Genomic DNA, 19,009 nt, shown 5'->3' with positions numbered 1-19,009 from the left:
GCGCCTTACGTCCCGCTCGGTCGGCCAGTGCCGCGCGTTTCGGTGGGGGCGACAGGCGCAGTTTCGGGGGCTTTGTCACCCGAATTGCCGAGCGTGCCGACGCTGGCGGGCTTGCCGTCCGCTGCCGGATTGCGTTGGCGGTCGGGTGCCTTGGCATCGGTGTCAGCGGGGCGCTGGTCCTCGGCCGGGGCTTCCTGGCCGGCGGCCAATTGCCCGGTGATGACGCGCATCCCTTCCTTGATCTCGCCGCCGGTTATGGCCGTGCGCGATCCGTCGCTGGCGCCGATGGTGACCTGCACCGCCTTGGGATTGCCGTCGGCGTCCAGCACATAGACGGTCTGGCTGCTGCCCGCGCCGAAATTGACCTGACGGGTATTGCCGCCGCGCCGCATCCGGCCGGGGCCGGGGAGGACGCTGGTGATGCCGCCACCCTTTGCGCCCGCGCTGGGCTTGAAGCGTAGTGCGCTGTTGGGGATAAGCAGCACGTCGCGCAGTTCCTGGGTCACGATATCGGCGGTGGCGGTCATGCCGGGACGCAGCGTTTCATCCTCATTATTCACCGTCAGAACGGCGGTGTAGGCGACCACGGTGCCGGTCGTGCTGGTCGTGGTGGTAGAGGATGACGAGGTGCTGCTGGCGTTCGAGCCGACATTCACGCGGCTGACCTTGGCTGGGAAGGTGCGGCCAGGGAAGGCATCGACCGCGAAGGTCGCGGTCTGGCCGTCCTTGACCTGACCGACGTCAGCTTCATCGACCGACACCTCGACCTCCATCTCGGTCAGGTCTTCGGCGATGGTGAACAGCACCGGAGCGTTGAAGGACGCCGCAACGGTCTGGCCCGGCTCGATATCGCGCGAGAGGACCACGCCGGTTACCGGCGAGACGATCTGGGCGATCGACAAGTTGGTCTGGGCAGAGGAAAGCTGGGCACGGGACACATCGACCTGCGCCTGCGCCGATCGCAGGCTGGCGACTGCGCCTTCATAATTGGCGCGGGCCGTGTCGATCTCTGTCTTGGCGGGCACCTTGCCGCCCGACAATTGATAGACGTTGAGCTGGCGGTCGAGCGTTGCCTTGGCGAGCGCGACCTGGGCCTGTGCCTGCGCGACGCTGGCCTGGGAAGCCGTGACCTGCGAGCGGTTCTGGTTCACCGAGTCGACCAGGCGGCGGGTGTCGAGTTCGGCGAGCCGCTGGCCGCGCGTCACGCGATCATTGACGTCGACATAGACGGCGGTGATCTTGCCCGACTGTTCGGACCCGACATCGACCTGATTGACGGGTTTGAGATTCCCGGTGGCGGACACGGCAACGGTCAGGCTGCCCTTGCGCACTTCGCGCGTCGCGTAATTGGGCTTGTCTTCCCCGGAAAAACACTGGGCCAGCAACAGGATGGCGATGACCAGCGCGGCACCGACGCCGCCCCTGATCGCCCATTTGCGCCATGGTCTGGCGGGCTTGGCACCGAGAAATTCGTCGAGGGCCGGATCGGTGGTCACGTCATTGCTCATCGGGGCGGTTGTCCATGCTCTGCCAGCCGCCGCCCAGTGCATCATAGAGCCGGGCGATGGCCAGAATTTCGTCCGAACGGGCGTTAGCGAGGCTGTTGCGGGCGTTCAAAAGGGTGGTTTCGGTGTTCGACAAAGTCTGGAAGTCGATGAGGCCCGCCTGATATTGGCTGCGCGCCAGCAGGGCCGCGTTGTTCGACGCATCATAGGCGGTGGCAAATTCCGCCTGTCTTGTCCGCGCGCTGGCGAGTGAGGCCATGGCATTTTCGACATCTTCCAGTGCGGTCAGCACGCTTTGCTTGTAGGCGGCAAAAGCGGCGTCGGTTGCGGCCCGTTGCGAGCGGACCTGCGAGGCAAGGCGGCCGCCGTCGAAGATGACCTGCGACACATTGGCGAACACGCCGCCTGTAATGAGGCTGAACAGATCACTGAAAGCGTTCGACGTGGTCGCCAGATTGCCGCTGATTCCGAGCGAGGGGTAAAGCTGCGCCTGTGCCACGCCGATCCGCGCGGTAGCAGCAGCGAGCGACCGTTCGGCGCTGCGCACATCGGGTCGCTGGCGCAAGGTGTCGGCGGGGATGCCGAGGGCGATTTGCGACGCGGCGGTGGGAATGGGGGCGGGGATTTCAAGTGTGCGGGTTGCTTCGCCAGGTGCCTGTCCCGTCAGTACCGCAATGCGATTGAGGCTGCCGCGCAGATTGGCTTCCTGCTGCGGGATGGAGGCACGGGTTTGCGCCAGTTGCGCGCGGGCCTGTTGTTCGTCGAGCGAGGAGACGAGGCCCGCCTGCAGGCGCCAGCCCGCTATGTCGAAATTATCCTGCTGCACATTTTGCGTTTCGCGGGCGATGCGCAATTGTTCCTGGGCGAGGCGGGCCTGGACATAGTTGGTGACCAGTTCGGAAATGATCGTTAGTCGAACCGTTGCAAGGTCATAACCGGACGCGGCAAGCTCCGCCCGCGCGGCCTCCGCCGTTCGAGAGAGACGTCCGAACAGGTCGATCTGCCAACTGGCTGACGTATTGGCCGAATAGCTGCTCGACCAGTTGCTCTCGCCCGTGCTGATGACGTTGCCACTATCATCAACCCGCGTGCCGCCCGCCTGACTGCGGTAATTTTTGCCGCCATTGCCCGACGCATTGAGCTGCGGCAGGAAGGCTGCATTGCTTTGCGCCAGGCTTTCACGCGCTTGTCGCAATCGGGCCTGGGCCTGGACGATGTCCAGATTGTTGGCGATGGCCGTGTCGATCAGTGCCGAGAGCGTCGGATCATTGAGCCGGGTCCACCATAGGGCGAGATCAGCCTCATTCTGGGCGGTGCCGACATTTTGATAATAGGTGGCGGGCACCCCCATCAACGTGGCCTGTGGCGGTCGATAGTCCGGGCCGACGGCGCAGGCCGACAGGCTCAGCGCCGTCCCACATATCCCTGCAAAGCGATATCGCACCTTTTCCTAGCACTCCGTCATCGTTAAAGGGGCCGCCACGCGCCAGAACAGATGGCGGTAAAGCGTGCGCGCCCTGACTGCCGCAGGGTCGTGTACGTCTCAATGGCATTTATGTCTCAAAGTGTAACGACGTTGAATATCGGCGCTTTTTTGGTTGATGGTTAGAGGATGGATGATGCGCGCATTTGTATTTCCGGGTCAGGGCAGCCAGTCGGTTGGCATGGGCAAGGCCCTGGCCGACGCCAGCCCGGCCGCGCGGGAACTGTTTCAGGAGGTCGATGACGCCCTGTCCTTCAACCTGTTCCGCCTGATGGCGGAGGGACCGGAGGATCAACTGACCCTCACCGAAAATGCCCAGCCCGCCATCATGGCCAATGCCATCGCGACGTTGCGCGTGATGCAGCGCGAGGGCGGTTTTTCGATCGCGCAGAAGGGCGATTATGTCGCTGGCCATAGCCTGGGCGAATATAGCGCGCTGTGCGCCGCCGAGGCGTTCGACGCTGGCACGACGGCGCGGCTTTTGCGCTTGCGCGGGCAGGCAATGCAGGCAGCGGTGCCGGTGGGCGAGGGGGCTATGGCCGCTTTGCTGGGGGCCGATATTGAAAAGGCGCAGGCGTTGGCGGATGCGGCGGCGCAAGGCGAGGTTTGTGCTGTCGCCAACGACAATGATCCGAGCCAGGTCGTGATTTCGGGCCACAAGGGCGCGATCGACCGCGCCGTGGCGATGGTGAAGGAGCATGGCATCAAGCGTGGTATCTTGCTGCCGGTATCCGCCCCGTTCCATTGCGACTTGATGCAGCCTGCGGCCGATGCGATGGCGCAGGCCTTGGCCGAGGTCGCGTTGGTGGCGCCACTGCTGCCGGTCTATGCCAATGTGCTGGCCGCGCCGATCGCCGAGCCGGACGAGATCAAGCTTCGGCTGGTCGAGCAGGTGACGGGGCGGGTGCGCTGGCGCGAATCCGTGGCGGCGATGTGGGACGCAGGCGTTACCGAATTTGTCGAAATCGGCGGCAAGGTGCTGACCCCGATGATCAAGCGCATCGCCCCAGACGCCACCGTGCGCAGCATCGTGACGATGGACGATATCGAGGCGGCGCTGGGCGCGCTGTGAGCGCTGTTCTCACCCAGCGGGATGGGGCGGTCCTGACGGTCACGCTGAATCAGCCCGACCGGCGCAATCCTATCTCCGATCCGGCGATGGTCGACGCGCTGTGCGCTGTGTTCGAGGCGGCGGATCGCGACCTGTCGATCCATGTCGCGATCCTGACCGGCGCAGGGAGCGCCTTTTCGTCGGGCGGTGACTTGAATGCCATGCGGCCCGATGGGGGTGGCTTGCGCGCAGGCTTACCGGCGCAGACGCGGCGCAATTATCGGGCGGGCATTCAGCGCTTGCCCTTGTTGTTCCAGGCGATCGAACTGCCGGTGATCGCGGCCGTCAATGGCCCGGCGATCGGTGCGGGGATGGACCTCGCCTGTATGTGCGACCTGCGCATTGCGGCGCAGTCGGCGCGCTTTGCCGAGAGTTTCGTGAAGCTGGGGCTGGTGTCTGGGGACGGCGGGGCGTGGCTGTTGCCGCGCATCGTCGGTTTTTCCAAGGCGAGCCAATTGTCGCTGACCGGCGAGACGATCGACGCGGACGAAGCGCTGCGCATTGGCCTTGTCGGTGCGGTGGTGCCGGACGCGGATCTGATGACGGTTGCCCGCGCGCAGGCCGACGCCATCGCCGCCAATCCGCCCCACGCCACCCGCATGACCAAGCGGTTGCTGCGCGCGGCGCAGACGGCGGAATTGAACCAGATACTCGAAATGGCAGGCGCGATGCAGGCGCTGGCCCACGCGACGGCGGACCATGACGAGGCGATCGACGCCTTCTTCGACCGCCGCCCACCACAGTTCAAAGGAGACTGACCGGGCCATGCTATAGGGTTGCGGGTACAGGATTTGGGCACGCGGAGGCGCGGAGACGCGGAGGGAATTTGGCGGATATTGATCGCATCAGCGGAGACGTTCTTGACCTCGCCTTGCGGATGCATCGCGATCTGGGGCCGGGACTGCTCGAAAATGTGTACGAGATGATCCTGGCGGCCAAGCTTGTGGCCATGGGCCATCGCGTCGAACGGCAGAAACCCGTCGATATCAGCTATGATGGTTTGGATTTCACGGCGGCTTTCAGGATCGACCTCTTGGTCGATGGCCGCTTGCTGGTAGAGATCAAGTCGACCGAACGCCTCCACCCTGCCCATGCCAAACAATTGCTGACCTATCTTCGCCTGACCAATCAGCCCGTAGGGCTTCTGATCAATTTCGGTGGTGCCACGCTCAAGGAAGGGGTGAAGCGCATAGTCAACGACTATGTCCCCTCCGCGTCTTCGCGCCTCCGCGTGAACCAAATAGAATAAGGAGACTGACCATGTTTGACCTCACAGGAATGACCGCGCTGGTGACGGGCGCTTCGGGCGGGATCGGGTCCGAGATTGCTCGGTCGCTGGCCGCGCAGGGGGCGACGCTGGCGCTTTCGGGCAGCAATGAAGAGAAGCTCAAGGCGTTCGCGGCGGAACTGGGCGGGGATCATAAGACTTTGGTTTGCAACCTGTCGAACCCGGCTTCGGTCGATGCGCTTGTGCCGCAGGCGGTCGAGGCATTGGGCGGCAAGCTCGACATATTGGTCAACAATGCCGGGGTGACGCGCGACAATCTGATCCTGCGGATGAAGGATGAGGAATGGTCGACCGTGATTGCGGTCAATCTGGAAGCGGCGTTCCGCCTGTGCCGTGCGGCCGCCAAGCCGATGATGAAGGCGCGCTTTGGGCGGATCATCTCGATCACCTCGGTCGTCGGCGTTACCGGCAATCCGGGCCAGTCCAACTATTGCGCGTCGAAAGCCGGGATCATCGGCATGTCCAAATCGCTGGGCCAGGAACTGGCGAGCCGCGGCATCACCGTCAATTGCGTCGCGCCGGGCTTCATCCGGTCTGCGATGACCGATGCGCTGAACGACGCGCAGAAGGGGGCGATTTTGCAGAAGATTCCGGTCGGCGATCTGGGCGATGGCGCGGATATTGGTGCGGCCGTGGTCTATCTCGCCAGCCGCGAGGCGGGCTATGTCAACGGCCAGACGCTGCATGTGAATGGCGGCATGGCGATGATTTGAGGCCAAGCGCTTCGGCGATCCTTGTTCCCCGGCGGAAGCCGGGGTCCAGGAGCGGCAGGGGATGTGCCCAAAACCCTGGACCCCGGCCTGCGCCGGGGAACAGAGAAGGGGCAGTCGGAGGAGAGACTGGCGTTCCTAGGCCCCCATATCCTCCAGCGCGGTGAAGCGTTGCGACCATAGCGCGCCATAGACCGCCATCCATTGCACCACGGGGGCCAGCCCCTTAGCGCGGGCGCTGTAGAAGGTTTCGCGCCCCGCCCTGCGCGCTGTCACAAGCCTGGCGCGTTTCAGCTTGCCCAGGTGGCGCGATACCATGGGTTGGGATACGCCCGCGATCGCGGTGAGCGCATGGACGCTCTGTTCGCCTTCGCGCACGAGATATTCCAGCAGCGCGCGGCGGGTGCCGTCCGACAAGGCCTTGAACTGGGCGTCGATCGTCGCGCCGCGATTATCTTCCTGTAATTCAACTGTCATCGGTCAGTCATAACCATAGGGTTATCAATGGGTCAACCATTGTCGCCGATTTGGGCCGCCGCGCGCCGTTAACCAAAAAAACTTTGGGTCGGGATCGCCGTGAGTCTTTTGAGTCACACCGCCCTATCTTGAGTCCAGCGCGACTCGCCAGACTCCATATCTTGTGGTTCCCCGCTTCGTTCTGCTCGACATCTGTGTCGTTCGGCATCGGGCAGGCCAAGGGGCCGGGCTTGACGCCGGACTCCCAAGGACTCATCGCTGTTGCTCAAGACGAACGGGGGTTTTTACGCATGGGTGTCATGGAGCGGGTCGCACCAGCGCGACGGAAGAAGGCGATCGCACCGATCGCGGTCGCAGCGGCCGAGATTGCGACCGATTGCCTGCTGCGGGGCGATTGCATCGCGCAGATGGCGGCGCTGCCCGATAATTGCATCGACATGATCTTCGCCGATCCGCCCTATAATCTGCAGCTAGGCGGCGACCTGTTCCGGCCCGAAGGCGGCCGGGTCGATGCGGTCGACAATGACTGGGACAAGTTCGACACGCTGGGTGCCTATGACCGTTTCACCAAGGCATGGCTGAAACAGGCGCGCCGCATCCTGAAGCCCAATGGCAGCATTTGGGTGATCGGCAGCTATCATAACATCTTCCGCGTCGGCACGGCGTTGCAGGATGAAGGCTTCTGGATCCTCAACGACATAATCTGGCGCAAAGCCAACCCGATGCCCAATTTTAAGGGCACGCGCTTTACCAACGCGCATGAGACGCTGATCTGGGCGAGCCAGGGTGAGGACGCCAAATATACGTTCAACTATAAGGCGATGAAGACGCTAAACGACGAGCTGCAGATGCGCTCCGACTGGGTGCTGCCGATCTGTGGCGGGCAGGAGCGGTTGAAGCGCAACGGGACCAAGGCGCATCCGACGCAGAAGCCGGAATCCTTGCTCTATCGCGTGATGCTGTCCTGCACCAAGCCGGGCGATGTGGTGCTTGATCCTTTCTTTGGCACCGGCACTACGGGCGCAGTGGCCAAGCGGCTGGGGCGCAAATGGATCGGCATCGAGCGGGAGGAATCCTATATCGAGGTCGCGCTGGAGCGGATCGAGGCGGCGCTGCCACTGGATGAGTCCGCGCTTACCATCATGCAGAGCGCCCGGTCGCAGCCCAAGGTTGCGTTCGGCACGCTGGTTGAAACGGGCTATTTGAAGCCCGGCGCGATCCTTACCGACGCCAAGCGGCGCTGGCAGGCGGTGGTGCGCGCCGACGGGTCGCTGGCGGTGGGGAGCGACACCGGGTCGATCCACAAGATTGGCGCGGCGCTGCAGAATGCGCCGAGCTGTAATGGCTGGACTTTCTGGCATCATGAGGCCGAGGGTGGGTTGAAGCCGATTGATACGTTGCGCCAGACCTATTTGCTGGCGAACGAGCCTTAAACGCTGCCACAGCTACGTCGTCATCCTGACGAAAGTCAGGATCTATTGGTTCTGGCGTTGCGTGTTTTTACAGGGCTAGAGCCAATGGATGCTGAAACAAGTTTAGCATGACGAAAGAGGGGATTCCCGCTCGATGACATTGCCCGCCATCCCCCCCCAAGCGCGCCTGTATTTGCGGCCGACATGGTTTGTGCCGTCGCCGATCGGCTTGCCGGACGGGTCGGTGGCGCGGATGGGCAATGGGTTGCTCTGGTTCCAGGGCTATGAATTGAGCGCCTTTGTCGGGCGGGACCGGGTGGTGCGGGTGACGGTGCCGGTGGGCGGGTTCGCCGATGCGATCGCCGGCTTGCCTGACGCCTTGGCGGAGCGGGCGCAGAGGTTGGCCGCGAATATCTCCGCGATGCGCGCGCCGCTCGTCCTTGGCGAGCGGATCATCCGGTTCGATGCGCCGCAAGTGATGGCGATCCTGAACGTCACGCCCGACAGTTTTTCGGACGGTGGCAAGCATGTCGGCGATCCGCAGGCGGCGGCTGATGCGGGTTTCGCGATGGCGGCGGCGGGTGCTGCGTTGATTGATGTGGGGGGCGAGTCCACCCGGCCGCGCGCTGACAAGGTGTGGGAAGGCGATGAGATCGCTCGCATTGCCCCCGTAATCGAGCGACTGGCGGCGGCGGGCGTGCCGGTGTCGGTGGACACGCGCAAGGCGGCGGTGATGGAGGCGGCGCTGGCGGCGGGGGCGAAGATCGTCAACGATGTCAGTGCGCTGGCGCATGATCCGCGCAGTATGGAGGTCGTGGCCGGAGCAGGGTGTCCTGTCATCCTGATGCATGCGCCGTCGGCAGGCGATGATCCGCATGACAATCCTTCGGGCTATGGCGATGTCGTGGCGGATGTGTTCGATCATCTTGAAAGGCGGATCGCGGTCTGCCTGGACGCGGGCATCGCGCGCGATCGGATCATGGTCGATCCGGGGCTTGGCTTTGGCAAGTCGCTGGCCGACAATCTGGCGCTGGTGAATGGCCTGGCGACGTTTCAGGCGCTGGGCGTGCCATTGCTGTTTGCAGGCAGCCGCAAAAGGCTGATCGGCGCGCTGTCGAACGAAGCGCCTGCGGCGGATCGACTGGGCGGTTCCATCGCGCTGGCGTTCCGGGCCGCGCAACTCGGCGCGCAGATGGTGCGGGTCCATGACGTGAAGGAAAGCGTCCAGGCCTTGCACCTGTGGCGGGGGTTGGCGGACGCTGGATTGAGCGCGATTTAGACGCAGGTATTATTTTACCCGTCAGGAAAGCCGCCATATCGCTTGACTTGGGCGGCTTCCCCAGTCATTAGCGCCCCACTTCCGGGGGTCGGTAACGGCCTGCGGTTCTTTAATTCATTCTGGAGTATTGGCACCATGAAGGCGCTGATGAAGACGACCAAGTCGGCAAGCCCGGCAACGGTTGATAAGAAGTGGGTCCTGATCGACGCGGAAGGCCTCGTCGTCGGCCGTCTCGCTTCGACCGTGGCAAATATCCTGCGTGGCAAGCACAAGACCAGCTTCACGCCCCATGTCGATTGCGGTGACAATGTCATCATCATCAACGCGGGCAAGGTGAAGTTCACCGGCAAGAAGCTGACCGACAAGATCTATTACAAGCACACCGGCTATGCCGGCGGCATCAAGGAAACCACGCCTGCCAAGATTTTGGAAGGCCGTTTCCCTGAGCGCGTGCTTGAAAAGGCGATCGAGCGCATGATCCCCCGTGGCCCGCTGGGCCGCCAGCAGATGCGCAACCTGCGCGTCTTCGCCGGTGCCGAGCATCCCCATGAAGCCCAGAACCCCGAAGTGCTCGACTTCGCGTCGCGCAACCGCAAGAACAAGGTGGGTGCATAATGTCCGATAACCGCCAGTCCCTGTCCGACCTCGCGGCGATCGCCGCCGAAGCGGCTGCCGCTCCGGCTGCAGCGCCCGCTGTTCCTGAAGCCGCCGCGACGGCTGCTGCCCCCGTCGAAGCCGAAGCGCCTGCCGCTCCGGTCGAGCCTGCAGCGCCCACCATGCCGCTGCGTGCGCAGGAGATCGACAATCTGGGCCGCGCCTATGCGACCGGTCGTCGTAAGGATGCCGTTGCCCGCGTCTGGGTAAAGCCCGGCACCGGCAAGATCACGGTCAATGGCCGCGATCAGGAAATCTATTTCGCGCGTCCGACCCTGCGTCTCGTCATCAACCAGCCCTTCGGCGTCACCGACCGTAACGGTCAGTATGACGTGATCGCCACCGTCAAGGGCGGCGGTCTGTCCGGCCAGGCCGGTGCGGTCAAGCATGGCATCGCCCAGGCGCTGACCAAATATGAGCCTGCGCTGCGCAGCGCGGTCAAGGCCGAAGGCTTCCTGACCCGCGACAGCCGCGTCGTTGAGCGTAAGAAGTACGGCAAGGCGAAGGCGCGCAAGAGCTTCCAGTTCTCGAAGCGCTAAGTCGATACCGACTGCAAGTTCAGGAAAGGGGCCGGTTTTCCGGCCCCTTTTTTCGTGTGCGTGCGTCGTCTGATCGCTTGAGTGCCCTGTAATGATGCAATAGCCTGCCCGTCGACAGGCTGATGCCGGGGGATGTGCGGGGGACTATGAGACAGACGATGTGGATGGCGATGCCGATCGCCACGATGGTTGCTGCGCCGGCTGTGGCGGGCGAAGCGCCGCTCTATCAGGCGGCACCTGCCTGGGTGGAGAAGGCCAGCGTGCCGCCGCTGTCCAGTTTCGAGGGCGAACCGCCGACGATGCTGCTGTTCGACAGCCAGCAGCGTGTTGAGGATGGCCGCCTGTGGAGCTATGCCGATGTCGCGACCCGCGCCGGTTCGGCCGAGGCGTTGGCGCAGTTATCCTCGCTCACCCTGCCATGGGCACCCGACAAGGGCGACCTCATCATCCACGAAGTGTCGATCCTGCGTGGGGATCAGGTGATTGACGCGCTAGCGGGCGACAAGCGCTTCGCTGTGCTGCGCCGCGAGGAAAATCTGGAAGCGCGGCAGATTACCGGCGTTCTTACCGCGACGCTGGCGGTCGAAGGGGTGCAGGTCGGCGATATCGTCCGCCTGCGCTACACGACGTCGATGAAGGATGACGCGCTTGGCGGCCACGTCCAGGGCGCGATGCCGCTGTTCGCTGCGCCGTTGCGGATGGGGCAGGGTCAGTTGCGTGTCCAATGGGATGAGCGCAGCGGGGCCAAATGGAAGTTGCTGGCCAAGGATGCTGTCATCAAGCAGCAGAAGAAGGGCGGGTTCCATGAACTGACCGTCGCCTTGCCATTGGTCAAGCAGCCGGAAATGCCGGAGGATGCGCCGCTGCGCTATCGCCATCCGCCCTTGTTCGAGCTTTCGACCTTCGCGTCCTGGGGCGATGTTTCCAAGACGATGGCGCCGCTTTATGCGACCGACGGGCTGATCGCGCCGGGTAGCGGGCTGGCGGGTGAATTGGACAAGCTCAAGGCATCGGGCGGGTCGCTGCGCGCGAAGGCGGCCGCGGCGCTGCAACTGGTGCAGGATAGTATCCGCTATCTGGCGATCGGCATGAATGGCGGCAATTATGTGCCCCAGACCCCGGCGCAGACCTGGACGCTGCGCTATGGCGATTGCAAGGCCAAGACGCTGTTGCTGCTGTCGTTGCTGCGGGGCATGGGGATAGAGGCGGAGCCGGTGCTGGCCAGTTCCTCCATGGGCGATTTCGTGCCGGAACGGCTGCCGAGCGTCGCTGCGTTCGACCATGTGCTGGTGCGCGCTACCATCGACGGCGAGACGCTGTGGATGGATGGCACGGGCAGCGGCGCGCGGATCGACGATCTGGGCGATACGCCGCCTTTCGGTACGGTGCTGCCGGTGCGGACGGCGGGCGCGGACCTGCTGCCGATCCAGACCCGCGCCAACGCCCGGCCGATCATCGACATCGCGATCGAGGCCGACGAGAGCGGCAGTATCCGCTTGCCCAGCGTCTTCGATGCGGTGGCGGTGCTGCGGGGTCCGGCCGCGTCGATGATCAATGTCGCGCTGGGGCAACTCGACACCAAGCAGCGCGCCGACATGGTGCGTGGCTTCTTCATGCGTCAGATGGGACAGTCGCAGTTCAGCGATGTCAGCGTGGCAATGGATGCCGCCACGGCAACCACTACGCTGAAAGCGCATGGAGTGACGACGACGCCCTGGCGCATGGAAGATAATCGCTATCGGCGGCGTATTGGCCGGGGTGCCAATGACATTGGCTTTGCGCCTGACCGGGGCCGCCCCGCCTGGCTTGATATTCCGGTGGCAACTCCCGTCCCGGCGGGTGTTCGGTATCGGCTCAAATTGCGGCTGCCCGATGGCGGCAAGGATTATGTGCTGGAAGGTGACCAGAATGTCAGCCAGTCGATCGCGGGCTTCACGATCAAGCGGAATGTTCAGTTGCGCGACGGGCTGCTCGAACTGGACGAGCGGATGGATTCGACCGGGATCGAGATTCCTGCCGCGCAGGTGCCGGACGAACGGGATCGACTCGCCACGGCAAAGGCGCTGGCTCCGCGCCTGATCGCACCGGCCAAGCCGACTTTTTACTGGGATGTCCCGCACGAAGTGGTGGCCAGTTGGTCGCAGGTCAAGGCGGGGGAGAGAGCCTTTACCAAGGCCATTGCCGAAAAACCGGACGAGGTGTCAGGCTATAGCAGTCGCGCCAATTTTCGCTGGGGCATAGGGGATCGAAAAGGAGCATTGGCCGATCTCGACAAGGCGATTGCCATCGAACCGAATGTCGATCTTTATGTCAAACGGGCTGACCGGCGTTTCAAATCGGGCGACCTGCCCGGTGCGCTGGCGGATGCGCGGATGGCGCGCCAGCTCGACCCGTCTTCGATCGAGGCGATCGAGGCGGTGGCGACCTATCTCGCTGAAAACGACAAGCTGGACGAAGCATTGGTGATGGTGGACCAGCGTATCACGATCGGCGGCGAAACCCGCGACGCTTATCGCCGTCTCAAGGCAAATCTGCTGGGCACCTATGGCGATGCGGCAAAGGCGGTGGAACTGCTTGATGCCCATATTGCGGAAAAGCCAGGCATGTCCTCGTTGCTCAATCAGCGTTGCTGGATCAAGGGCACGCGCAACATGATGCTCGACACCGCGCTCAAGGATTGCACCCGTGCGATCGAACTCAGCACGACGACCGTAGCCGCTCTGGATAGTCGTGCGATGGTGTGGTTCCGCCAAGGCGAATATCACAATGCGCTGCAAGACCTGGATGCCGTGATTGATCAGGGGCCGGGCCAGGAGCAAAGCCTTTTTATGCGCGGGATGACATTGCACAAACTTGGTCGCGGGGGCGAGGGAGACAAAGATATCGCCATGGCCCGCAGGCTGAACCCGCGGATCGACGCGGACTATGCGCGGTTCGGCATCAAGCCGTGATGATCGCAACAGCTATCGGTGATTTCGTTACGGGTGCGGTTTGACGGCAACCTTTATTCTGATTGTCGGTTGAATAGGCAACACCAACCAACAGGAGACTGAACATGGGTGAAGCAACTGACAAGCTGAAGGCCGCTGGCAACAAACTGGCCGGCAACGTCAAGGAAGCCGTTGGCAAGGCGACCGACAATGAGCGTCTGGAAGCCGAGGGCAAGGCCCAGCAGGTCAAGGGCACTGGTCAGGATGTGGCTGGTTCGGTCAAGGGTGCGCTCGGCGACAAGATCTGACGCCACCGCTACCAAATGAGTAGGAAGCCCCGCCCTAACCGGCGGGGTTTTCTTTTTGCGTCAGATAGGCTTTGACGTCCCGCCGCAATTCCCCTGCGCATAGATAGAGCGCGATGACGTTGGGAATGGCCATCAGGAAAAAGCTGGAATCGACGATGCCGACGACCCGGCCCAGGTCGATCGCGGCGGCAGGGGGTAGCGCGACGACATAGAGGATCTTGTAGGTCCATTGCGCACGCGCGCCGTGGCCGAACAGATAGCCCCAGGCTTGCAGGCCATAGAAGCCCCAAGCGACCAGCGTCGAATAAGCGAACAGGAACACCACGACCGCAAGCAGCCAGGGGAACCAGGGCGAAACCTGCGCGAAGGCCGCCGAGGTGATGGCGATGCCCTCCAGCCCGCTATTCCATGTGTCCGCCACGACCAGCGCCAGGCCGCCGAGGCCACACACGATCATTGTGCCGAGCAGCGGTTCCAATAGCGCGACCAGGCCTTCGGATACGGGATGGCGCGCGCGGGCGAGGCTGTGCGCCATCACCGCTGAGCCGACACCGGCCTCGCTGGCGAAGACCGCGCGGCGCATGCCTGCGACGAAGGCACCCACTGCGCCGCCGGTGGCCGCATTGCCGGTCCAGGCACCGTCCCAGATCAGCACGAGCGCGCCGGGGATGGCGCCTAAGTGCAGGATCAGAATCGCGAACACCCCGACCAGATAGACGGCGACCTTGAGCGGGGTCAGCCGCTTGGCGACTTCGCCCAGCCAGGCCGCGCCGCCCAGCGTCACCAGCGCCACCGCGCAGGCCAGGAAAATGCCATAGCCCCAGCCATTGGTGAGGCCGGTGACGACCTTGACCTGCGCAAAACTCTGATTGACTTGCACCATCGGGATCGCCCCGAACAGCGCGAAGAAGGCGTAGGCACCGCCCAGTGCCAGCCCGACCTTGGGCCAACCGCGCGCTGCGCCGACGGCCTTCAGGACATACATTGGCCCGCCATGGACATGGCCCTCTGCATCGAACACGCGATATTTGAGGCCGAGCGTGACTTCGGCCATCTTCACCGTCATCGCGAACCAGCCGATGACGAACATCCACAGGATCGCGCCCGGACCGCCCATCGTCAGCGCGACGGCGACGCCCGCAATATTGCCAAGGCCGATCGTGCCGGACAGCGCGGTGCTGAGCGCGGCCCATTGGCTGACATCGCCTTGCGCTTCGCCCTTGTCGGGCTGGGTGCGCAGGATGCGGATCGCGCGGCCGACCTGGGTGATATTGGGGAAGCCCAGCCATAGCGTGAAGAACAGCATCGGCAGCGCGAGATAGAGGACGATCAGTTCGATCTCCGTCCCCAGCATCGGCAGCTTGAAGAACACGGCGGCCGAGATGGCATCGACGATGGCGTTGAAATTTTCCATTCTGCGCCGATGACGGGCGACGGGTGAGTTGTCGATCAAGAAAAACTTGCCGCGCCTTGCCTATCGGCTCCAGCGTCGCGGTTGTGGCTTGATACCGGGCGGCTCTCCGGTGCATGACAAGGGCATGAGCAGGCAATATTTCGGCACCGACGGTATCCGCGGGCGCACCAACCAATGGCCCATGACCCCCGATCTGGCGATGAAGGTCGGCATGGCGGCGGGCAAGCATTTCCTGCGCGGTGCCCATCGCCATCGCGTGGTGATCGGCAAGGATACGCGGCTGTCTGGCTATATGGTCGAAAATGCGCTGGTCGCGGGCTTTACCGCCGTGGGCATGGATGTGGTGCAGTTCGGGCCGATCCCGACGCCTGCGGTTGCGCTGCTCGCCCATTCGATGCGGGCGGACCTGGGTGTCATGATTTCGGCCAGCCACAATCCCTATTTCGACAATGGTATCAAGCTGTTCGGGCCGGATGGTTACAAGCTGTCTGATGAGGATGAACTGAAGATCGAGGCGCTGATCGGGCAGGAGATCCCGCTCGCGCCGTCCAAGGATATTGGTCGCGCGCGCCGGGTCGAGGATGCACGCGGACGCTATATCCATGCGGTCAAGTCCAGCTTCCCCGCCGATTTGCGGCTCGACGGCCTCAAGATCGTGGTCGATTGCGCCAATGGCGCGGCCTATCAGGTCGCGCCGTCCGCGCTGTGGGAATTGGGCGCGACCGTCGTGGCGGTGGGGGTCAGCCCCAATGGCACCAATATCAATGACGGCTGCGGGTCGACATCGCCCCTGCTGTGCCAGGAAACGGTCGTCTCGGCGGGCGCGGATATCGGCATTGCGCTGGACGGCGATGCGGACAGGCTGATCGTGGTCGATGAGAAAGGCCAGATCGTCGATGGCGATCAGATCATGGCGCTGATCGCGACCAATTTCGCACGCGATGGGATGCTGCGCGGCGGCGGGCTTGTCGCGACGGTGATGTCCAATCTGGGCTTGGAGCGCTGTCTGGCTGGGCAGGGGATCGCGCTGGAGCGCACCAAGGTCGGCGACCGCTATGTGCTGGAGCGGATGCGCGAGGGGGGGTTCAATGTCGGGGGGGAACAGTCAGGGCATATGATCCTGTCCGACTATGCGACCACCGGCGACGGCACGGTTGCGGCATTGCAAGTGCTGGCCGCGCTGGTCCGGTCGGGCAAGCCCGCCAGCGAGACGTTGCACCAGTTCGATCCCGTACCGCAATTGCTCAAAAATGTGCGCTTTGCCGGGGGCAAGCCGCTGGAGCATGGCGACGTGCAGCGTGTTATTGCGCAGGCGGAAGCGGAACTGGCCGGTGTGGGCCGTCTCGTCATCCGCCCGTCAGGGACGGAGCCGGTAATCCGGGTGATGGCCGAGGGCGACAGCGCGGACCAGGTGAGGGACGTGGTGGAACGCATTTGCGCCGCGGTCGAGAAGGCGGCGGGCTGAACCATGCTTGACATGCACCCCGATTGCGAGCGCTGCGGTGCGGATTTGTCGGCCGATGTGCCGGGCGCGTTCATCTGTTCGTTCGAATGCACCTTTTGCGCGACCTGTGCCGAGGCGCTGGACGATCGCTGCCCCAATTGCGGCGGCGAGTTGATGGACCGGCCGACGCGAACGGGGAAGGTGCTGGCCGCTAATCCTGCGGCCACCGTGCGCAGGCATAAGCCATGAAGCCGGCGCGGATTTTGATCATTGCCGGGTCCGACAGTGGCGGGGGCGCGGGGATTCAGGCGGACCTCAAGACGGTGACGCTGCTGGGCGGCTTTGCCATGACGGCGATCACGGCGATCACGGCGCAAAATACGTTGGGGGTGCAGGGCGTTCACCCGATCCCGACCGAGATGGTGCTGGCACAGATGGAGAGTTGCATCAGCGACATCGGCGTCGATGCGGTGAAGATCGGCATGATCGGGTCGGCGCAGACGGCGATGGCGGTGGCGGAGCGGCTCGCTGGGCTTGATGGCGTGCCGATTGTCTTTGATCCGGTGATGGTTGCCACGAGTGGGTCGCTGTTGGCGGATGCGGATACGATTGCGGCTTTCCACAAGTTGATGGCCATCGCCACTTTGGTCACGCCCAATATTCCTGAACTGGCGGCGCTTGGTGGGGAGGAGATCGCAGCGCGCTTTGGTACCCATGTTCTGGCTAAGGGCGGGCATGGCGAGGGGGCGATGCTCACCGACCGGCTGATCGGCCCGCACGGGCTTGCCAAGAGCTGGAGCGATGCGCGGATCGACACGCTGCATACCCATGGCACCGGCTGCACCATGGCTAGCGCGATTGCGACTGGGTTGGGGCAGGGGATGGCTTTGCCTGACGCGATCACGCGGGCGCGAGACTATGTGCGGGCGGCGTTGAGGCTGGCACCGGGCTTTGGCGGCGGGCATGGGCCGATGGGGGCACCGTTCACTTTCCATGCCTGATTTTGCGCATGAAAGCCTGCACCATCCGGGCCTCGTCGCCGGGGTGGATGAAGCGGGGCGGGGGCCGTTGGCGGGGCCGGTGGTGGCGGCTGCCGTGATCCTGCACGTTGAAAATTGCCCGCAGGGGTTGGACGACAGCAAGAAATTGTCGGCGACCCGCCGGGCGGCGCTGGAGGTGGAGATCAAGGATCGAGCGGTCTGCTGGGGGCTGGGGGTTGCCAGTGTCGAGGAGATCGACCGGCTCAATATCTTGTGGGCGACGATGCTCGCCATGACCCGTGCTGTCGCGGCGCTGGGGCGGGATTGCGCGCATGTGTTGGTTGACGGCAATCGCTGCCCGGACTGGCCACATGCGTCGAGCGCCATCGTCGGCGGCGATGCCAAGAGCCTGTCGATCGCCGCGGCCTCTATCCTTGCCAAGGAAGCGCGGGACCGGATGATGGTGGAGGCCGCAGTGCGCCATCCGCATTATGGCTGGGCCAGCAACAAGGGCTATGGCAGCGCGCAGCATCTCGCGGCGCTGCGGACGCATGGGCCGACCCCGCTGCATCGGCGCAGCTTTGCGCCGGTTGCGCAGTTGGTGCTGTTTTAGGGGGTTTCTCGACTGCGCTCGAAACGAACGGGGTCGGGTGATGCCCTTCGTCCCATTTCTGATCTCCTGACCCAATTCCACCCCCCTGTCCCAAGGCGGGACCGATGCGATAAAGCGCTTGTCTGCCTCTGGCGTGGGGCGGGGTTATGGTTAAGAAAGGCTTATGCTTTTCTTCCGGCTGCTTATTCTCCTGTGTTGCGCATCTTTCTGTGTGCCGTCCGTGCGGGCGCAGGTCGCCGATGGGCCGCTCAAGCCGGGGGCGTTCAGTTGGAGCGACGATGGGGTCGCGGATGGGCCGCTCTATCTGATCGTCAGCCTCGCGCGGCAGCAGGTGCATGTCTATCGCGGCGACCGGCTGATCGGCGCGGCCAGCTTGTCGACGGGGACGAAAAACAAGGCCACGCCGACCGGCAGCTTCCCGATCCTCCAAAAGCGGCAATGGCACCGCTCCAACCTCTATAGCAATGCGCCGATGCCCTTCATGCAGCGGCTGACCTGGGACGGGATCGCGCTGCATGCAGGGCATAATCCGGGCTATCCCGCCAGCCATGGCTGCATCCGGCTCCCTTATGCCTTTGCGCAAAAGCTGTTTGCGCTGACGCGGATCGGCACGTTGACGGAGGTGACAACCGACCGGCTGAGCGCCGCGCTGATGCTCGATCCGCTGGTGCTGGGCGATGCTGGCAGCAGCGTGGTGACCTTTGGCATGGGGGGCGGCGCGGGGATCGGCCGGGTGCCGGTGCTGGCCATTGATCCCGGTATTTTTCGCTAGGCCATGTTGACAAAGGATTTTAGCCATAGGCGTGCGGCGGCGAGGTTGAGGAAGCTCTCGAACGAGAGGACGGTCTTGTCGTAGCGGGTG

At 63.8% G+C, this 19,009-nt stretch carries 19 protein-coding genes; 15 read left to right on the top strand and 4 right to left on the bottom strand.

Annotated elements, in window-relative coordinates:
* Nucleotides 1-5 precede the first annotated feature (5 nt).
* Both J2W40_RS10575 and J2W40_RS10570 read right to left on the bottom strand, forming a co-directional pair.
* Nucleotides 6-1,508 (bottom strand): efflux RND transporter periplasmic adaptor subunit, encoded by a 1,503-nt coding sequence (locus J2W40_RS10575; RefSeq protein WP_310224507.1) that lies wholly within the window; start codon nucleotides 1,506-1,508, stop codon nucleotides 6-8.
* A complete protein-coding gene (locus tag J2W40_RS10570; protein ID WP_310224505.1) occupies nucleotides 1,498-2,949 on the bottom strand; it encodes an efflux transporter outer membrane subunit in 1,452 nt (483 codons plus the stop codon). The genes J2W40_RS10575 and J2W40_RS10570 overlap by 11 nt, the downstream gene beginning before the upstream one ends.
* Nucleotides 2,950-3,124: 175 nt before the next feature.
* On the opposite strand from J2W40_RS10570, the gene fabD reads away from it, so the two are divergent.
* The 4 genes from fabD (at nucleotide 3,125) to fabG (ending at nucleotide 6,100) form a co-directional block, all read left to right on the top strand.
* Nucleotides 3,125-4,060 (top strand): ACP S-malonyltransferase, encoded by a 936-nt coding sequence (gene fabD / locus J2W40_RS10565; protein WP_310224825.1) that lies wholly within the window; start codon nucleotides 3,125-3,127, stop codon nucleotides 4,058-4,060.
* Nucleotides 4,057-4,857: a crotonase/enoyl-CoA hydratase family protein gene (locus tag J2W40_RS10560; RefSeq protein ID WP_310224503.1), complete on the top strand. Its 801-nt coding sequence runs from the start codon at nucleotides 4,057-4,059 to the stop codon at nucleotides 4,855-4,857. The genes fabD and J2W40_RS10560 overlap by 4 nt, the downstream gene beginning before the upstream one ends.
* A 68-nt stretch (nucleotides 4,858-4,925) precedes the next feature.
* On the top strand, nucleotides 4,926-5,348 hold the full coding sequence (locus J2W40_RS10555) for a GxxExxY protein (RefSeq protein ID WP_310224501.1): 423 nt from the start codon (nucleotides 4,926-4,928) through the stop codon (nucleotides 5,346-5,348).
* Nucleotides 5,349-5,359: 11 nt separating this feature from the next.
* A complete protein-coding gene (gene fabG, locus J2W40_RS10550) occupies nucleotides 5,360-6,100 on the top strand; it encodes a 3-oxoacyl-[acyl-carrier-protein] reductase (protein WP_310224499.1) in 741 nt (246 codons plus the stop codon).
* A 135-nt stretch (nucleotides 6,101-6,235) separates the two neighbouring features.
* Here fabG and J2W40_RS10545 read toward each other — a convergent pair whose 3' ends face one another.
* The gene (locus J2W40_RS10545; RefSeq protein ID WP_310224498.1) at nucleotides 6,236-6,574 is read right to left on the bottom strand and encodes an ArsR/SmtB family transcription factor; all 339 of its coding nucleotides are present in this window, start codon (nucleotides 6,572-6,574) and stop codon (nucleotides 6,236-6,238) included.
* A gap of 290 nt (nucleotides 6,575-6,864) precedes the next feature.
* On the opposite strand from J2W40_RS10545, the gene J2W40_RS10540 reads away from it, so the two are divergent.
* From J2W40_RS10540 to J2W40_RS10515, 6 genes are all read left to right on the top strand, one after another.
* Nucleotides 6,865-8,007 (top strand): site-specific DNA-methyltransferase, encoded by a 1,143-nt coding sequence (locus J2W40_RS10540; protein ID WP_310224496.1) that lies wholly within the window; start codon nucleotides 6,865-6,867, stop codon nucleotides 8,005-8,007.
* Nucleotides 8,008-8,140: 133 nt separating this feature from the next.
* The gene (gene folP, locus J2W40_RS10535; protein WP_310224494.1) at nucleotides 8,141-9,265 is read left to right on the top strand and encodes a dihydropteroate synthase; all 1,125 of its coding nucleotides are present in this window, start codon (nucleotides 8,141-8,143) and stop codon (nucleotides 9,263-9,265) included.
* Nucleotides 9,266-9,400: 135 nt separating this feature from the next.
* The gene (rplM, locus tag J2W40_RS10530) at nucleotides 9,401-9,880 is read left to right on the top strand and encodes a 50S ribosomal protein L13 (protein ID WP_037473167.1); all 480 of its coding nucleotides are present in this window, start codon (nucleotides 9,401-9,403) and stop codon (nucleotides 9,878-9,880) included.
* Nucleotides 9,880-10,458, top strand: a complete 579-nt coding sequence (rpsI, locus tag J2W40_RS10525; protein WP_310224491.1) for a 30S ribosomal protein S9 — start codon at nucleotides 9,880-9,882, stop codon at nucleotides 10,456-10,458. Before rplM ends, rpsI begins: the two co-directional genes overlap by 1 nt.
* Before the next feature lie 146 nt (nucleotides 10,459-10,604).
* Nucleotides 10,605-13,409: a DUF3857 domain-containing protein gene (locus tag J2W40_RS10520; protein WP_310224489.1), complete on the top strand. Its 2,805-nt coding sequence runs from the start codon at nucleotides 10,605-10,607 to the stop codon at nucleotides 13,407-13,409.
* Nucleotides 13,410-13,513: 104 nt separating this feature from the next.
* The gene (locus tag J2W40_RS10515; protein WP_069066505.1) at nucleotides 13,514-13,696 is read left to right on the top strand and encodes a CsbD family protein; all 183 of its coding nucleotides are present in this window, start codon (nucleotides 13,514-13,516) and stop codon (nucleotides 13,694-13,696) included.
* Between the two features lie 34 nt (nucleotides 13,697-13,730).
* On the opposite strand, the gene J2W40_RS10510 is transcribed toward J2W40_RS10515, so the two are convergent.
* Nucleotides 13,731-15,110, bottom strand: a complete 1,380-nt coding sequence (locus J2W40_RS10510) for an alanine/glycine:cation symporter family protein (protein WP_310224486.1) — start codon at nucleotides 15,108-15,110, stop codon at nucleotides 13,731-13,733.
* A gap of 124 nt (nucleotides 15,111-15,234) precedes the next feature.
* Here J2W40_RS10510 and glmM point away from each other — a divergent pair, with 124 nt between their 5' ends.
* The 5 genes from glmM to J2W40_RS10485 all read left to right on the top strand — a co-directional run bounded on the left by glmM (nucleotide 15,235) and on the right by J2W40_RS10485 (nucleotide 18,919).
* Nucleotides 15,235-16,575 (top strand): phosphoglucosamine mutase, encoded by a 1,341-nt coding sequence (gene glmM, locus J2W40_RS10505; protein WP_310224484.1) that lies wholly within the window; start codon nucleotides 15,235-15,237, stop codon nucleotides 16,573-16,575.
* A gap of 3 nt (nucleotides 16,576-16,578) precedes the next feature.
* Nucleotides 16,579-16,803, top strand: a complete 225-nt coding sequence (locus tag J2W40_RS10500; RefSeq protein ID WP_310224482.1) for a DUF1272 domain-containing protein — start codon at nucleotides 16,579-16,581, stop codon at nucleotides 16,801-16,803.
* A complete protein-coding gene (gene thiD, locus J2W40_RS10495) occupies nucleotides 16,800-17,555 on the top strand; it encodes a bifunctional hydroxymethylpyrimidine kinase/phosphomethylpyrimidine kinase (RefSeq protein ID WP_310224480.1) in 756 nt (251 codons plus the stop codon). The genes J2W40_RS10500 and thiD overlap by 4 nt, the downstream gene beginning before the upstream one ends.
* Nucleotides 17,548-18,147 (top strand): ribonuclease HII, encoded by a 600-nt coding sequence (locus J2W40_RS10490; RefSeq protein WP_310224478.1) that lies wholly within the window; start codon nucleotides 17,548-17,550, stop codon nucleotides 18,145-18,147. The genes thiD and J2W40_RS10490 overlap by 8 nt, the downstream gene beginning before the upstream one ends.
* A gap of 163 nt (nucleotides 18,148-18,310) precedes the next feature.
* Complete coding sequence (locus tag J2W40_RS10485) at nucleotides 18,311-18,919, top strand: L,D-transpeptidase family protein (RefSeq protein WP_310224476.1); 609 nt, start codon at nucleotides 18,311-18,313, stop codon at nucleotides 18,917-18,919.
* The last annotated feature ends 90 nt before the right edge of the window (nucleotides 18,920-19,009 follow it).

The sequence above is a fragment of the Sphingobium xenophagum genome (assembly GCF_031457465.1).
Lineage (GTDB): Bacteria > Pseudomonadota > Alphaproteobacteria > Sphingomonadales > Sphingomonadaceae > Sphingobium > Sphingobium xenophagum_A.
The sequence above is the reverse complement of the archived record's forward strand: the minus strand, read 5'-3'. Positions and strand labels throughout refer to the sequence as shown.